The sequence below is a fragment of the Methylobacillus sp. DLP286 genome, from assembly GCF_056636515.1.
In genome coordinates, this window is the sequence record NZ_CM153145.1 from 1614252 (window position 1) to 1629789 (window position 15538).

At 60.1% G+C, this 15538-nt stretch carries 14 protein-coding genes; 9 read left to right on the forward strand and 5 right to left on the reverse strand.

Features of this window, described 5'->3' with window-relative positions; all coding sequences use genetic code 11:
* The first annotated feature begins 4 nt into the window (after positions 1-4).
* Genes ACWXTG_RS07820 through adk form a run of 4 tightly spaced genes read left to right on the forward strand, consistent with a single transcriptional unit; the run spans position 5 to position 3788 of the window.
* The gene (locus tag ACWXTG_RS07820) at positions 5-1318 is read left to right on the forward strand and encodes a peptidylprolyl isomerase (protein WP_407992993.1); all 1314 of its coding nucleotides are present in this window, start codon (positions 5-7) and stop codon (positions 1316-1318) included.
* A 6-nt stretch (positions 1319-1324) separates the two neighbouring features.
* Positions 1325-2326, forward strand: a complete 1002-nt coding sequence (gene pdxA, locus ACWXTG_RS07825) for a 4-hydroxythreonine-4-phosphate dehydrogenase PdxA (RefSeq protein WP_407993544.1) — start codon at positions 1325-1327, stop codon at positions 2324-2326.
* Entirely contained in the window at positions 2323-3090 is a 768-nt protein-coding gene (gene rsmA, locus ACWXTG_RS07830; RefSeq protein WP_407992994.1) for a 16S rRNA (adenine(1518)-N(6)/adenine(1519)-N(6))-dimethyltransferase RsmA, read from the forward strand. Before pdxA ends, rsmA begins: the two co-directional genes overlap by 4 nt.
* A gap of 41 nt (positions 3091-3131) precedes the next feature.
* Positions 3132-3788 carry an adenylate kinase gene (adk, locus tag ACWXTG_RS07835; RefSeq protein ID WP_480219522.1) on the forward strand — a complete coding sequence of 219 codons (657 nt, stop codon included), beginning with the start codon at positions 3132-3134 and terminating at the stop codon, positions 3786-3788.
* 88 nt (positions 3789-3876) lie between these two features.
* Here adk and ACWXTG_RS07840 read toward each other — a convergent pair whose 3' ends face one another.
* Complete coding sequence (locus ACWXTG_RS07840; RefSeq protein ID WP_480219523.1) at positions 3877-5589, reverse strand: methyl-accepting chemotaxis protein; 1713 nt, start codon at positions 5587-5589, stop codon at positions 3877-3879.
* A 351-nt stretch (positions 5590-5940) separates the two neighbouring features.
* Here ACWXTG_RS07840 and leuS point away from each other — a divergent pair, with 351 nt between their 5' ends.
* The 5 genes from leuS to nadD are packed head-to-tail and all read left to right on the forward strand — an operon-like array spanning position 5941 to position 11922.
* Complete coding sequence (leuS, locus tag ACWXTG_RS07845) at positions 5941-8394, forward strand: leucine--tRNA ligase (protein WP_480219524.1); 2454 nt, start codon at positions 5941-5943, stop codon at positions 8392-8394.
* Between the two features lie 3 nt (positions 8395-8397).
* Positions 8398-8937 (forward strand): LPS-assembly lipoprotein LptE, encoded by a 540-nt coding sequence (locus ACWXTG_RS07850; RefSeq protein WP_480219525.1) that lies wholly within the window; start codon positions 8398-8400, stop codon positions 8935-8937.
* Positions 8934-9950, forward strand: coding sequence for a DNA polymerase III subunit delta (gene holA, locus ACWXTG_RS07855; protein ID WP_480219526.1), 1017 nt, complete (start codon positions 8934-8936; stop codon positions 9948-9950). Before ACWXTG_RS07850 ends, holA begins: the two co-directional genes overlap by 4 nt.
* 8 nt (positions 9951-9958) lie before the next feature.
* Positions 9959-11218, forward strand: coding sequence for a glutamate-5-semialdehyde dehydrogenase (locus ACWXTG_RS07860; RefSeq protein ID WP_480219527.1), 1260 nt, complete (start codon positions 9959-9961; stop codon positions 11216-11218).
* Positions 11218-11922: a nicotinate-nucleotide adenylyltransferase gene (gene nadD, locus ACWXTG_RS07865; protein ID WP_480219528.1), complete on the forward strand. Its 705-nt coding sequence runs from the start codon at positions 11218-11220 to the stop codon at positions 11920-11922. The genes ACWXTG_RS07860 and nadD overlap by 1 nt, the downstream gene beginning before the upstream one ends.
* A 69-nt stretch (positions 11923-11991) precedes the next feature.
* On the opposite strand, the gene bioD is transcribed toward nadD, so the two are convergent.
* From bioD to bioF, 4 genes are read right to left on the reverse strand one after another with little or no spacing between them, the layout of a single operon-like run.
* Complete coding sequence (bioD, locus tag ACWXTG_RS07870) at positions 11992-12678, reverse strand: dethiobiotin synthase (RefSeq protein ID WP_480219529.1); 687 nt, start codon at positions 12676-12678, stop codon at positions 11992-11994.
* Positions 12675-13541, reverse strand: a complete 867-nt coding sequence (gene bioC / locus ACWXTG_RS07875; protein ID WP_309566446.1) for a malonyl-ACP O-methyltransferase BioC — start codon at positions 13539-13541, stop codon at positions 12675-12677. Before bioC ends, bioD begins: the two co-directional genes overlap by 4 nt.
* Positions 13541-14338 carry a pimeloyl-ACP methyl ester esterase BioH gene (bioH, locus tag ACWXTG_RS07880; RefSeq protein ID WP_309566332.1) on the reverse strand — a complete coding sequence of 266 codons (798 nt, stop codon included), beginning with the start codon at positions 14336-14338 and terminating at the stop codon, positions 13541-13543. The genes bioC and bioH overlap by 1 nt, the downstream gene beginning before the upstream one ends.
* The gene (gene bioF, locus ACWXTG_RS07885) at positions 14335-15534 is read right to left on the reverse strand and encodes an 8-amino-7-oxononanoate synthase (protein WP_480219530.1); all 1200 of its coding nucleotides are present in this window, start codon (positions 15532-15534) and stop codon (positions 14335-14337) included. The genes bioH and bioF overlap by 4 nt, the downstream gene beginning before the upstream one ends.
* Positions 15535-15538 lie beyond the last annotated feature (4 nt).

Genomic DNA, 15538 nt, shown 5'->3' on the forward strand with positions numbered 1-15538 from the left:
TCTTATGCACAATCACGTTTTCAAGACTATCGCCAGGCATGGCCTGATCGCTCTATTTTTTCTCTTCAGCATCCCCGTCATGGCGGCAGAGATCGCCAAGATGGACCGCATTGTCGCCATCGTCGACCAAGGCGTGATCACGGAAAAGGAACTGGCCGACCGTATCCAGACCGTCACCGCGCAACTGGAAAAACAAGGCACTCAGCTTCCCCCGCGGGAAGTGTTGCAAAAACAGATCCTGGAGCGCCTCATTAATGACAGGCTGCAACTGCAATATGCAGCGCAGACCGGTTTGCGCGTGGACGATGCGCAACTCGACAAGACCATAGAGCGCATTGCGGAACAGAACAAGCTCAGCACCGGTGAGTTCCGCAAGGCGCTGGAGTCCGAAGGCATTCCCTACCGCAAATTCAGGGAAGATATCCGCAACGAAATCATCCTCGCCCGCCTGCGTGAGCGCGAAGTCGACAACCGCGTAAACGTCACGGAGTCGGAAATCGACAACTTCCTGACCACCCAATCCTCGCGCACCGATATACAGGACGAGTTCGAGGTTGCTCATATCCTGGTCCGCGCACCCGAGGAAGGCACGCCCGAAGAATTGCAGAAACTCAAGGCCAAGGCCGAAACCGCCTTGAAGGAGCTGCAGGACGGCGCGGACTTTGGCCAGGTGTCCGCAGGATACTCCGACGCGCCCAATGCGCTGGAAGGCGGGATGCTTGGCTGGAAGACCTCGTCCCAGCTGCCTTCATTGTTCGCAGACGCTTTGCAAGCCCTGCAGCCTGGCCAGCTGTCTCCTGTGCTGCGCAGCCCCAATGGCTACCACATCCTCAAGCTGCTCAACCGCCGAGGCGGCAGTTCCCCGCTCGTGGTGGACCAGACCCATGTGCGCCATATCCTCATCAAACTCAGCGAAGTGGTGTCAGAGCTGGAGGCGGAGCAGAAAATCAACTCCATCAAGGAGCGCCTGGATCATGGCGCCGACTTTGCCGAACTGGCGCGCCAGTATTCGGAAGACGCTTCCGCCAACAATGGTGGCGACCTTGGCTGGACCAACCCGGGCGACACCGTTCCTCCGTTCGAGCAAGCCATGAACGCACTGGAAATCAACCAGATCAGCGCCCCGGTGCGCACCCCGTTCGGCTGGCACATCCTGCAAGTGCTCGAGCGGCGCAAACAGGATATGACGCAGGAATCCGCACGGCTCAAGGCGCGACAGGAAATCCGCGCCCGCAAGGCCGACGACGCTTTCCAGGACTGGCTCGGCGAATTGCGCGACCGTGCCTATGTGGAATACCGCCTGGAAGACAAATACTAGGCTGGAATCTTGGAGACACTGCCCCGCATTGCCGTCACCGCTGGCGAGCCCGCCGGGATCGGGATTGACTTGTGCGTCATGCTGGCAGCCCGACCCCTGCCGTGCCGCCTTGCCGTGATTGCCGACCGCGACGTGCTGGCATCGCGTGCCGGCGCATTGAATCTGCCGCTGCACCTGCATACCTATGACCCGGCCCATTGGGCGCCGCATCACGGACAATCCCAACTCACCGTATTGCACCAGTCCTGTACAACGCCCGTTGCAGCCGGGCGGCTCGATCCAAGCAATGGCGCCTATGTCCTGCATACGCTGGAACGCGCGATTGACGGTTGCATGCAAGGCGAATTCGACGCCATGGTCACCGCCCCCGTGCACAAGGGCGTCATCAATGATGCGGGCATTGCCTTTACCGGCCATACGGAGTTCCTGGCCGAGCGCACTCATACGCCGCAAGTCGTCATGATGCTGGTCGGCGGCGGACTGCGCGTTGCGCTGGCTACCACGCACCTGCCGCTGGCCGAAGTCAGCCGGGCCATTACGCAAGAAAGCCTGGAAACCACGATCCGCATCCTGCATCATGACCTGGTTCGCAAATTCGGCATCGCAAACCCGCGCATCCTGGTCACAGGCCTGAATCCCCATGCGGGAGAAGGCGGCCACTTGGGGACGGAGGAAATCACCACCATCGGCCCGGTGCTGGAAAAGCTGCGGCAGGAGGGCATGCAATTGAAAGGCCCCTTGCCTGCCGATACTTTATTCACCCAACACAATCTGGCGCAAGGCGACTGCGTGCTCGCGATGTACCACGACCAAGGCCTGCCCGTGCTCAAGCATGCCAGCTTCGGCGCAGGCGTCAATGTCACGCTGGGGTTGCCGATGATCCGCACCTCGGTCGACCATGGCACGGCGCTAGACCTCGCAGGCAAGGGCAATATCGAGATCGGCAGCTTGCTCAGCGCCATCCAACTCGCCATCACATTGGCTGAAAACCGTACACAACCACTATGAAGCACGTCGCAAAAAAACGCTTCGGCCAGAATTTCCTCACCGACCGCGCCATTATCAACAGCCTGATCGAAGCCATTTCCCCGCAGGCGGGAGACTGCATGGTGGAGATCGGCCCGGGCCTGGGCGCCATGACGCAGCCATTGCTGCAACGCCTGCCGCACCTGCACGTGGTGGAAATCGACCGCGACATCATCGAGTGGATGCAAGGCCATTACCCGCAGGGCAAGCTCACTATCCATGCCAGCGACGCGCTCAAGTTCGACTTCGGCAGCATCAATGACCGGCTTCGTGTCGTAGGCAACCTGCCCTACAACATTTCCACCCCAATCCTGTTCCACCTGCTCGACAATGTGCCGCACATCATCGACATGCATTTCATGTTGCAGAAAGAGGTCGTGGAGCGTATGGTGGCGGCCCCTTCCAGCGCAGCATATGGCCGGCTTTCCGTGATGCTGCAGTACCGGCTGCAGATGGAATACCTGCTCACCGTGCCGCCCGAGGCCTTCGACCCGGCGCCCAAGGTGGAATCCGCATTCGTACGCGCGACGCCCTATGCCGCCCTGCCTTACCCGGCCAGGGACGAAGCCCTCTTCGCCAAGGTCGTCACTGCTGCATTTTCCCAGCGCCGCAAAACGTTGCGCAACACGCTCAAGGGCCTGCTCGACGATGCCGGTTTTGCAGCGCTCGGGATTGATCCGCAATTGCGGGCGGAAAATATTTCACCGGCCGAATTCGTTGCCATCGCCAACCATCTGGCGGCATGAAAGACGGCTGATATAATGCCGGATTGAAAAGAGGAGACCACATGAGAGTCATACTATTAGGCGCACCTGGTGCGGGCAAGGGCACCCAGGCCACCTTCATCAAGGAAGCATTCGACATCCCGCAAATCTCCACCGGCGACATGCTGCGCGCCGCGGTGAAGGCGGGCACCCAGCTTGGCCTGGAAGCCAAGCGTTATATGGATTCCGGCGGCCTGGTTCCTGATGACGTCATCATCGGCCTCGTCAAGGAGCGCATCAAGGATGCCGACTGCCAGCAAGGCTTCCTGTTCGACGGTTTCCCCCGCACCATTCCCCAGGCCGAGGCCATGAAGCAGGCTGGGGTCGACATCGACTACGTGGTTGAAATTGACGTGCCCGATGAAGAAATCATCAAGCGCATGAGTGGGCGCCGAACCCACCTGCCATCGGGCCGGACCTACCATGTAGTCTTCAATTCGCCCAAAGTCCCCGGCAAGGACGACGTCACGGGCGAAGACCTGGTTCAACGCGACGACGACAAGGAAGAAACCGTCGCCAAGCGCCTGGAGGTTTACCACAGCCAGACCAAGCCCCTGGTGGACTACTATTCCAGCTGGGCCGCGGACGGCACGGCCAATGCCCCGAAATATGTGCGCATTTCAGGCTTGGGCGAGGTCGGCAAAATTCGTGAACAAGTCCTGCAGGCACTGGGTAAGTAACCAAACCAGGCAACCGCTTCCGATATCCTGGTTGCAGCGATAAAAAAGCCGAACATTTATTGTTCGGCTTTTTTATCGTTTGCGCCTGCTAGAATTCCGCCCACTCATCTGCAATACCTGCCGCCGCAGGCATCACAGGGATCAATGCCTTGGCTCTCGCAACAGGCTTGGGAGCCGTCGCTACCCTGGCTTGGGCTGCAGCCACTGGCTTGGGCTTGCTGGCACTACGCGCAGCTACCGCCCTGGCTTGCACGCCGCTCACCTTGAATACGCCAACAACTTCGGCAAGACTCGCTGCCTGGTCCTGCAATGACTGCGAAGCTGCTGCCGCCTCCTCGACCAGGGCCGCATTCTGCTGGGTGACTTCATCCATCTGGCCGATAGCCTGGTTCACCTGCTCAATCCCCGTGCTCTGCTCATGGCTGGCCGCGCTGATCTCACTGACGATATCAGTCACGCGCTGCACGCTCTGCACCACGTCCCTCATCGTCGCGCCCGCCTGCTCCACCAGCCGGCTGCCGGCATCGACGCTTTCCACCGAGTCGGTAATCAACTCCTTGATCTCCTTGGCCGCATTGGCCGAGCGTTGTGCCAGGCTGCGCACTTCGCTCGCCACCACGGCGAACCCCCGTCCCTGCTCACCTGCACGCGCTGCCTCCACCGCTGCATTCAAGGCCAGGATATTGGTCTGAAAAGCAATGCCATCGATCACGCCGATGATGTCCGCAATACGCTTGGAAGATTCGCTGATGGACTGCATGGTCGCAATCACCTGTGCTACGACATCGCCACCCTGCACGGCAATCCCCGAGGCAGAAGCCGCCAATTGGTTGGCCTGCCGTGCATTGTCCGCATTCTGCTTCACGGTGGAGGTCAACTCCTCCATGGCGGAGGCAGTCTCCTCCAATGAACTCGCCTGCTCCTCGGTACGTGATGACAAATCCAGGTTGCCCGATGCGATTTGCGAGGAAGCGGTCGCAATCGTCTCCGTTCCGCCCCGCACTTCGCCGACAATCTTGGCCAGGTTATCGTTCATGGATTTAAGCGCATTCAACAGCTGCCCTATTTCATCCTTTGAATCGACGACTAGCGTGCTGGTCAAGTCTCCTGCCGCCACCGTTTCAGCCAGTTGCACAGCCTTGGCAAGCGGCTGGGTAATACCAAGCGATAGCCTCCATGCAAAAAAGGCCCCTAGCACCACGGCAATCACGCCGATTACCAGCAATAATATGCTGCTGGAGTTTTTCACCTGCTGGATATCTGTACCGGCCTCATCGATTACCTGCCGCTCGAACTGAAGCAAATCGTTCATACTGTCAAAATAAGCCCTGCGCGCCGGCAAGAACAGCTCCTGCACCTCCTTATCAATAAGCGATGCCTCAGATCCCTCCTTCCTCAACTGCAGCAACCGATCCCGAATCGCTCCATAGGCAGCGGCCTTATCCTTGGCATCGACGAACCTGGCCTTGCCTTCAGGCTTGACCAGCAACGCTTCAAGCTGTTGCCTTAAACCATCATTGGCCTCGGCAACTTCAGCGATCTGCTTCGAATACATTTCATACATTGCCGAATCCGGGGTTTTGATCGCAGCCAGTGTTCGCAATCCGTTCTGGGTGGCATTCGCAACCCACTCAGCCGTGAGCCTTTCCTTCTTGAGCTCTGTCTCCACCACCCGCTTGGCAGTCTCCCCGACACTTCCAAGCTGGGCCAGGCCAAAGGCCACCATGATCACCATCAACAGCAAGATCGCGGCAAACCCGGCGCCCAGGCGTGTCCCGATCCTGAGATCTGAAAACTTCATATTACCGCCCCCTTCATTCATTCTTCATGCGCAACCTGCTGAACGACTGTTCCGCATACTCTCTATACCCTTTACAAGGATTGATACACCTTCCTACGGCTCGGAAGGTGTAATTCTTTAAAGCATTACCTTGACCAAGTCGTTAACTGCCTCAATAAACAAGGAATAATAAAATTCCCAATTGATACCTGATTCACTTACCGGCATTGAAAGACAACGTCCACCATGCGTATCGGCACAAGAAGCCATCCATGCGGCAAACAGCATCATTGAATGCCTAACTTCAGGAAAAGGACGCGGCTTCAGGTATAATTTTGCTTTCCGAATTCTTAATCCAGACGCCCAGCCATCATGCAGCAGCAGTATCCATTCCGTGACATCGAGCAACAAGCACAACAGTATTGGGAATCCAACGCCACATTCACCGCCACCGAACAATCGGACAAGCCAAAGTATTACTGCCTGTCCATGTTCCCCTACCCGTCCGGCAAGCTGCATATGGGGCACGTGCGCAACTACACCATCGGCGATGTGCTGAGCCGTTTCCACCGCATGCGCGGCTACAACGTCATGCAACCGATGGGGTGGGACGCTTTCGGCCTGCCCGCCGAGAATGCCGCGATCAAGAACAACGTCGCGCCCGCGGGCTGGACCTACAGCAACATCGAACACATGAAGGGCCAGCTCAAGAGCCTGGGCCTGGCCGTGGACTGGCAACGCGAAATCGCCACCTGCAAGCCGGACTACTACCGTTGGGAACAGTGGCTGTTCACCGAGCTCTACAAAAAGGGCCTGATCTATAAAAAGACCGCCACCGTCAACTGGGATCCTGTCGACCAGACCGTACTTGCCAACGAGCAAGTGATCGACGGGCGCGGCTGGCGCTCCGGCGCGCTGGTCGAGAAGCGCGACATCCCGCAATACTTCATGAAGATCACCGCCTATGCGGAAGAGCTGCTGGCCGACCTCGACCAGCTAGAAGGCTGGCCCGAGCAGGTCAAGACCATGCAGCGCAACTGGATCGGCAAGAGCTACGGCTGCGAAGTGGAATTTCCGCTAGCCAACGGCAACGACACGCTCAAGGTCTACACCACCCGCCCGGATACGCTCATGGGCGCCACCTATGTGGCGATTGCCGCCGAACATGCGTTGGCAACGCAAGCGGCCAAGGACAACCCGGCGCTGCAAGACTTCATCGACGAATGCAAGCGCGGCAGCGTCGCGGAAGCCGACCTTGCCACAGCCGAGAAAAAAGGCATGGATTCCGGCCTGTTCGTGCAGCACCCCATCACTGGCGAGAAATTGCCGGTCTGGGTCGCTAACTACGTATTGATCAGCTACGGCGAGGGCGCCGTCATGGCCGTGCCCGCGCACGACGAACGCGATTTCGAGTTCGCCGGCAAGTACAAGCTGCCGATCAAGGCCGTCATCAAGCCTGCGCACGGCGAACTGGAATTGCCCTTGCAGGCTGCCTATACCGAGCATGGCATCCTGTTCGACTCGGGCGATTTCAACGGGCTGGATTTCGACCAGGCCAGCGACGCGATCGCCACGGCATTGGCCGCCAAGGATCTGGGCAAGAAGCGCACGCAATACCGCCTGCGCGACTGGGGCATCTCGCGCCAGCGCTACTGGGGCTGCCCCATCCCCATCGTGCATTGCCCGAGTTGCGGCGAAGTGCCGGTGCCTGCTGAGCAATTGCCCGTCGTGCTGCCGGAAGACGTAGTCATGGACGGCGTGGGCTCGCCGATCAAGAAAGACCCGGCCTTTTACGAAACCACCTGCCCAAGCTGCGGCGAAAAGGCCACGCGCGAGACCGACACCATGGACACCTTCGTCGAGTCGTCCTGGTATTTCGCACGCTACGCCAGTTTCGATGCCAACAGCAGCATGGTGGACGAGCGCGCCAACTACTGGCTGCCGGTGGACCAATATATCGGCGGCATCGAGCACGCCATCCTGCATTTGCTATATGCGCGCTTCTTCAACAAACTCATGCGCGATGTCGGCCTGATCCGGCATGACGAACCTTTCACCAAGCTGCTCACCCAGGGCATGGTGTTGAAGGACGGCAGCAAGATGTCCAAGTCCAAGGGCAATACGGTCGATCCGCAGGAGCTCATCGACAATTACGGCGCGGACACCGCCCGCCTGTTCATGATGTTCGCGGCACCGCCCGAGCAAAGCCTGGAATGGTCCGACGCCGGCGTGGAAGGCGCTCACCGCTTCCTCAAGCGCGTATGGACTGCCGTGGCCAACCACGTCGAATCCGGCATCGTGGCAGCATTTACCACGGGAGAGCTTTCGACCGAGCTCAAGGCCTTCCGCCGCCAATTGCATCAGACCATCGACAAGGTCAGCGACGACTACGGCCGCCGCCATGCGTTCAATACCGCGATTGCCGCAGTGATGGAGCTCATGAACGCCTATGCGAAGCTCGAAGGCAGTGACACCACGACGCGCGCGATCCGCCAGGAAGCGCTGGAAAACGTCGTCCTGCTGCTCTCGCCCATCGTGCCGCATATCAGCCATGCGCTCTGGCAGGAGCTACGCCCAGGCACGCAATTGCTCGACACCCGCTGGCCAGTTGCCAACAAGGCCGCCATGGTGCAGGATGAGATCGAGCTGATGCTGCAGGTCAACGGCAAGCTGCGCGGCAGTATGACCGTCGCCCGCACGCTGGACAAAGCCGCGATCGAGGCCCTGGCGGTGCAGCAGGAAAGCATCCAGAAGTACCTGGCCGAAGGCAGCGTGCGCAAGATCATCGTCGTGCCCAACAAACTCGTCAACATCGTCGTAGGATAAACCATGTATATGCGCGCCGCCCGCTGGATTCTGCTTGCCATGCTATTGGCCCTCACGGCCTGCGGCTTCAAGATGCGCGGCGTGGCCGACCTCAAGTTCCATTCATTGTTCATCCAGGGCCCGACCATCTCCATATCCAAGCCGTTCAAGCGCTCGCTGGCTGTGAACGGCGTCAAGATCGTCAGTTCGGCAGACCAGGCCGACCTGTTGCTTGAAATCATGAGCGAAGCACAGGAACAACGCATCCTGTCCTTGAGCGGCCGCGGCTTGGTGCGTGAATTCGAACTGTTCTATACCGTGAATTTCCGCGTGCGTGACCCATCCAGCGAGACATGGGGCGAGGTACAAACGATCCAGGGAAGACGTGAAATCACATACGATGACTCACAATTGCTGGCGAAGCAACTCGAACAGGAGCGCCTCTACAACGATATGAAGGACGACGCCGTGCGTGAACTGCTGCGCCGCCTCATGGTGGTCAGGCCAGCCAAGGACAAACCGCGCGCGCCCGACTTACGCTCCCTGGACGAAACCGTGGAATGAGGCTCAAACCGCAGGAGCTGGAGCGGCACCTGGCCCAGGGCCTGGCGCCGCTTTATGTCCTCATGGGCGATGAGCCGCTCGCCCAGCGTGAAAGCCTGGATGCCATCCGCGCGGCAGCACGTGCCGCAGGCCACGATGAACGCACCCGGCTCACCGTGGAACGCAATTTCAATTGGCAGCAGGTTGCGGCTTTCGGCCAATCCATCTCTCTGTTCGCCAGCCGCCGCATCCTCGAGATTGCCATTCCATCGGGCAAGCCCGGCGTGGACGGCGGCAAGGCCTTGACCGCGCTGGCGGAACAAGCCATTCCAGATACCGTGGCCATCGTCATCCTGCCCAAGCTTGAGCGCGACGCCAAGAACAGCGCCTGGTTTGCCGCATTGGAAAACCACGGCGTCTCGCTCGCCTTGCATGAAGTCGCGCCATCGGCGCTACCGCAATGGATCGCCGCCCGCCTTGCCAGGCAAGGCCAGAATACCGACCAGGAAACACTGGAGTTCCTCGCCCACCAGGTGGAAGGCAACCTGCTCGCCGCACACCAGGAAATCCAGAAACTCGGGCTGCTGTACCCTGAGGGCACGCTGGATGGCGGCAGCGTGCGGGAAGCGGTATTGAACGTTTCGCGCTATGATGCCTTCCAACTGGGCGATGCCGTGCTGGGCGGCGATAGCGAGCATGCGGTGCGCATACTGCACGGCCTGCGCGAGGAAGGCGCACAACCGGTTGCCATCATGAGCGCCCTGGCCTGGGTGTTGCGCGGGCTGGTCAAAGTAAAATATGCTGAAAGCCGCGGCGGCAATCTCAACAGCGCCATGCAGCAAGCCCGGATTTACGGCGACCGGCAAAACCTGGTAAAACGGGCGCTTTCCCGGATGAGCATGCGCCAGCTCGAGGCGGCGCTGCAAAAACTGGCTGAAATCGACAAGGCCGCCAAAGGCCTGTTGAACCAGGACCCATGGCTGGAAATCTCGCGCCTGTGCTTTGGCCTGGCGCGTATTGGCAGCAGGAAATAGAGGCAGGAATGGAAGACATCAAACACTACATGCAACAGCTCGGTAGCGAAGCGCGTGCCGCTTCACGCGCCATGGCGCGTGCCGACACCGAAACCAAGAACAAGGCCTTGCGCGCCATCGCCATCGCCATCCGCCGCGAGCGCGACACATTGCTGGCCGCCAACGCAGCCGACCTGGAAGCCGCGCGCCGCAACGGCCTGGAACCCGCCATGCTGGATCGCCTGGTGCTCAGCGAAAAAGGCATCGCCACCATGGCGGAAGGTTTGGAGCAGATCGCCGGCCTGCCCGACCCCATCGGCGAAATGTCGGATTTCAAGTACCGCCCATCCGGCATCCAGATCGGCAAGATGCGCGTGCCATTGGGCGTCATCGGCATCATCTACGAAGCCCGGCCCAATGTCACCGTCGATGCCGCCGGCCTCTGCATCAAGTCAGGCAATGCCGCCATCCTGCGCGGCGGCTCCGAAGCCATTCACTGCAACCGCGCCCTGGCCGCCATCGTGCACGAAGGCCTGGCTGCCGCAGGGCTGCCTGCCAGCGCCGTGCAAGTCGTGGCGACGACCGACCGCGCCGCCGTCGGCGAACTGATTACCATGAAGGACTATGTCGACGTCATCGTGCCGCGCGGCGGCAAGGGCCTGATCGAGCGCATTTCCAACGAAGCGCGCATCCCCGTCATCAAGCACCTCGACGGCAATTGCCATGTCTACGTAGACGAAAGCGCCGACCTCGACAAGGCATTGCGCATCCTGGAGAACTCAAAGACCCAGCGCCTAGGCACCTGCAATACCGCGGAATCGCTATTGGTAGCACGCAGCATTGCGCGGGAAGCGTTGCCGCCGCTGGCTGCAATGCTGATCAGCAAGGGCGTGGAAATCCGCGGCTGCAACGAAACCCGCGCGCTGGTGCCGCAGGCCAAGCCAGCCACGGACGAGGACTACTACACGGAATACCTCGCCGCGATCATCTCGGTGAAAGTGGTTGCGGATGTGGAGGAGGCCATCGCCCATATCAACCAATACTCCTCCCAACATACCGAGGCCATCGTCACCGAGAACTATACCCGTGCGCGCCAATTCCTGCGCGAAGTGGATTCCAGCAGCGTCATCGTCAACGCGTCCACCCGCTTTGCCGACGGCTTTGAATACGGCCTGGGCGCCGAGATCGGCATTTCCACCGACAAGCTGCACGCCCGCGGCCCGGTCGGCCTCGAGGGCCTGACCAGCCTCAAGTACATCGTGCTGGGCGATGGAGAAGTCAGGGCCTGATGCCCTCGCACCTGCACTTCACCAACATGACGCTGGGCGCCAAATCCCCAGCCCAGCCTGTACCGCTTATCGGCATCATGGGCGGCACCTTCGACCCCATCCACTTCGGCCACCTGCGCATGGCGCAGGAACTGGCCGAGGCCCTGGATTTGGCGGAAGTCCGCTTCACTCCCTCAGCCACCCCGCCGCACCGCGATCAACCCATGACCTCGGCCAAGCAACGCGCGGAAATGGTTGCCCTCGCGATTGCCGACAACCCCTTATTCAGGCTGGACACGCGCGAACTGGAACGGGAAGGCTACTCCTACACCATAGACACCCTGCGATCCCTGCATGAAGAACTGCAAGGCAAGGCAAGGCTCTGCCTGCTCATGGGCATGGATGCGTTTACAGGAATCACCAGTTGGCACCGTTGGCAAGAGTTGCTGCAGTTTGCGCACGTCATCGTGGCAACGCGGCCTGGCGCAGTATTGCCTTCAGGCAACTCGGTATTGGACGCATTTTTCGAGACGCATGTGCTATCGGGCGCACAACAATTGCCTATTCAAGCGGAGCATGGGATATGGATACAGGAAATTACCGCATTGGATATTTCAGCGACTAAGATTCGAGAACGCCTTGCACACGGCGGAACACCGCGCTATTTATTACCGGACGGGGTATTGGAGCTTATTTGCCAGCATTCTTTATACAGACCGGCATAGGACATCCACAACACAATCAAGCTGCTTATCGTCCACCGCGACCAGCGCGTATTGAAATCAACATCCTCATTACAACAATGCCCTGACAATATCAGTGCCCCCAGGCATATCGATTTGCTCCTGCCATGGCACCAATCCCAGACATGTTGCTGGCATTCTTTGCTTCAACGTCTGTAGATTTTCCTCTAGCATCGCCATCCTTGGATCTGCCTGATTCGCCACCCAGCCAGCCAACGTCAGACCGCGTTGCCTGATCGCCTCGGCGGTCAGCAATGCATGATTGATGCATCCCAGCCGCATGCCGACTACGAGAATCACGGGCAGGCCAAGCTTGGCAGCCAGGTCTGCAATATCGTGCTGGTCATCCAACGGCACATAGAAACCGCCCGCTCCCTCGACGATCACGACATCCGCCTGGGACTGCAAGCGCTCGAACGCGGCCAAGATATGATCCAGGTCGATCTGCACGCCTGCCTGTTTGGCCGCGATATGCGGCGCAATGGCGGGCTCGAAGGCATAAGGGTTGATGTCGGACAATGATAGCTCGACATTGCTGGCGGCCAATAGCTGCGTGACGTCTTCGGAAATCAATTGCTCATTCTGGCGTTCGCAGCCGGAAGCGACCGGTTTCATGCCTACGCTGCGCAGGCCACGCGCTGCAAACTGGCGCACCAGCATGCTGCTGACCATGGTCTTGCCGACGCCGGTATCGGTGCCGGTGACGAAGTAGGCTTGTTTACGGTGTGCGGCGCTCAACGCGGTTTCCTCGGATGCAGGGTCACGGTGGCGACGCCGGGCTGTTTGGGCTGGGGTTTCCAGGCGTGGCCGTAGACCACTTCATAGGTCGCGGGCAGTTTGCCTTCATGGCGGAATTGTTCGTACGCTTCCGTCAAGCGGTTGAGGAAGCCGCGTCCCAGCAAACCGCGGGCGCGGCCTGCCGCGGCATTGTGCGCCCCGATGGCCTTGAGGTCGCGCATGACGGATAGCACGTCGTCATAGGTGAGAACGAAACGCTCCACGTCGAGCACGGGGTCGGAAAACCCGGCGCGCACCAGGGCGTCGCCGATATCGTGCATGTCGATGAAGCGGCTGACATGGACATGGTCGCCCCCTGACGCTGCACGCAGCTCCTTCAAGGTATCCGGCCCGAAGGTGCTGAACATGAGCAGGCCTTCGGGGCGCAACACGCGCGCCATGCAGGTGAAAGCGCTATCGAGGTCGTTGCACCACTGGATCGCCACATTGGACCAGACCAGGTCCAGGCTGGCGTCCTTAAGCGGGAGCTGTTCGATATCGGCGCACAGCGCACTAGGACGTTTTTGCCCTAATAGGCGCTTGGTCCAGGGATAATGCGCCAGGGTCTGCTGCAACATGCCCATGGCGATATCCAGCGAGATCACTTGGCTGTCGCGATACCGCTTGCCCAATGCCACGCTGGCGTGACCGGTGCCGCAGCCCGCATCCAGGATGACGCGGGGCGTGATTTTCACCAGCTCAAGGCGTTGCAACATGCGCTCGCGCACTTCGCGCTGCAGGATCGCGGCAGCGTCATAGTTGCCTGCCGCGCGGTCGAACGACGCACGCACCCTGGCTTTGTCTATCAGGTATTCGTCACGCATCACACAGGCTCTGCATGGGATTGGAGAAAGCCACGCACGCTGTCGATGAATTGCGCCGTATGCGAGAGGAAAGGCGCATGGCCTGCACCGGCGATCACCCGCATGCTGGCATGCGGCAAATGCCGGGCCAGCCAATGGGCGGCCTGCACTGGAGCGAGGCTGTCGCGGTCGCCATGGACCAGCAGCACAGGTTGCTGCAAGGCGGCTAGCTCGGGACGAAGGTCGTTCTGCAACAGCACGTCAAGCGCGGCTTCGAGCGCCAGCGGCGATGGCACAGGGCGCTCGGCCAGCGCCCGGCGCAGCTCCTTGATGGTGGCACGCGCGTCGCTGGCCCCCATGCATTGCAAAGTCAGGAACTTGATCAGGGTGGCGGCATAATCCTCGTTTACTTGTTGTGCGAACCTCTGGAACACGGTGGCTGCCATACCGTATTCCCAGGGCTGGGAATGCCCCGGCCCGGTATTGATGAAGCACGGCGTGCTCCCCACCAGCACCAGGCGCTGCACCCGCTCCGGGTGGGCCAAGGCCAGCCGCATGGCTACCAGGCCGCCCAATGACCAGCCGGCGATATCGGCACGAACAGGCAGGACAGGCAGCAGCGACGCCACCATTTCATCGAGATTGCTCGCGATCACGCCCTGGCTCAAGCCCATGCCGGGCAAGTCCACGATATGCAGTTCAAACGACTGGGAGAGCTTTTTCACCAAAGGCTGCCAGACGCCGCCATGCATCCCCCAGCCGTGAATCAGCACCAAGGGCTGGCCCTTGCCGGTGATGTCGACATGAATACCGCTCATGCAGCCTCCAATGTATGCAATGTTGCCAGCAGCAGCCGGACATCCTCATGCGTATGCGCGGCGGATAGCGATATCCGCAATCTGGCCGTGCCTTTTGGCACGGTCGGAGGACGGATGGCCGGCACCAGGATGCCCGATTCAAGCAAGCGCTTGCTTACCTGCAATACCTCTTCGTTGCTACCGATGACCACGGGCTGTATCGCAGTTTCGGATGCCATCAGCTGCCAGCGCTGCAATCGGCATGACGTTCTGAAATCCGCGATCAAGGCATGCAGATGGGCACGGCGCGCATGGTCTTGCTCGATCAATTGCACGCCGGCCATTGCGGCAGCCGCCACTGGCGCCGGGCTTGCCGTGGTGTAGATATAAGGACGGGCGGTCTGCATCAGGTAATCAGTGAGGATTTTCGGGCCTGCCACGAATGCGCCTGCCGCCCCTGCGGCCTTGCCCAGGGTTGCCATATAAATGATACGGGGCGAATCCAGCGCAAAATGCTCCAGCACGCCGCGGCCATTCGCACCCAGCACGCCAAAGCCATGAGCGTCGTCCAACATCAGGTAGGCATCATAGCGCTCGCATAGGGCGAGCAATTCCGGGACAGGCGCCAGGTCGCCATCCATGCTGAATACCGCATCGGCCACCACCAGCTTGCGCCTGGCCTGGCTTTGCGCCAGCAACCGCTCGAGGCTTGCCAGGTCATTGTGAGCGTAGCGCTTGAGTTCGGCCCGCGAGAGCAATGCGGCATCATTGAGCGAGGCATGGTTGAGCTTGTCGGCAAAGATGGCATCCTCGCGTCCGCACAGCGATGTGATGATACCCAGGTTCGCCATATAGCCGGTGGTGAACAGCAGGATGCCGGGCAATCCCATGAAACCCTGCAATGCATGCTCAAGCGCTTCATGCGCCTGTTGGTGCCCGGTGACGAGATGGGATGCGCCGGCGCCAGCACCGGCCGTGGCGGCGCAATCGCGCATCGCGGAGATCAGGGACGGATGGGCAGCCAAACCCAGGTAATCGTTGCTGCAGAACGAGAGCAAACGCTTACCGTCAACCTCGACATGCACGCCCTGCATGCCTTGAAGCACGCGGCGCTGGCGCAGCAAACCCAGGTCCGCACGTTCGGCGAGCTCGGTTTGCAATGCGTCCAGCAATGGGGTGGCTGCTTCTGCCGGGTGGGATTCCAGCATGGAAGGCATCTGT

Excerpts from the sequence above, each read along its gene's own strand:
- rsmA (WP_407992994.1), top strand. The coding sequence starts at position 2,323 with ATGAAGCACGTCGCAAAAAAACGCTTCGGCCAGAATTTCCTCACCGAC.
- bioC (WP_309566446.1), bottom strand. The coding sequence starts at position 13,541 with ATGCGTGACGAATACCTGATAGACAAAGCCAGGGTGCGTGCGTCGTTC.
- ACWXTG_RS07820 (WP_407992993.1), top strand. The coding sequence starts at position 5 with ATGCACAATCACGTTTTCAAGACTATCGCCAGGCATGGCCTGATCGCT.
- ACWXTG_RS07840 (WP_480219523.1), bottom strand. The coding sequence starts at position 5,589 with ATGAAGTTTTCAGATCTCAGGATCGGGACACGCCTGGGCGCCGGGTTT.
- holA (WP_480219526.1), top strand. The coding sequence starts at position 8,934 with ATGAGGCTCAAACCGCAGGAGCTGGAGCGGCACCTGGCCCAGGGCCTG.
- ACWXTG_RS07860 (WP_480219527.1), top strand. The coding sequence starts at position 9,959 with ATGGAAGACATCAAACACTACATGCAACAGCTCGGTAGCGAAGCGCGT.
- bioH (WP_309566332.1), bottom strand. The coding sequence starts at position 14,338 with ATGAGCGGTATTCATGTCGACATCACCGGCAAGGGCCAGCCCTTGGTG.
- leuS (WP_480219524.1), top strand. The coding sequence starts at position 5,941 with ATGCAGCAGCAGTATCCATTCCGTGACATCGAGCAACAAGCACAACAG.
- ACWXTG_RS07850 (WP_480219525.1), top strand. The coding sequence starts at position 8,398 with ATGTATATGCGCGCCGCCCGCTGGATTCTGCTTGCCATGCTATTGGCC.
- adk (WP_480219522.1), top strand. The coding sequence starts at position 3,132 with ATGAGAGTCATACTATTAGGCGCACCTGGTGCGGGCAAGGGCACCCAG.
- bioF (WP_480219530.1), bottom strand. The coding sequence starts at position 15,534 with ATGCCTTCCATGCTGGAATCCCACCCGGCAGAAGCAGCCACCCCATTG.
- nadD (WP_480219528.1), top strand. The coding sequence starts at position 11,218 with ATGCCCTCGCACCTGCACTTCACCAACATGACGCTGGGCGCCAAATCC.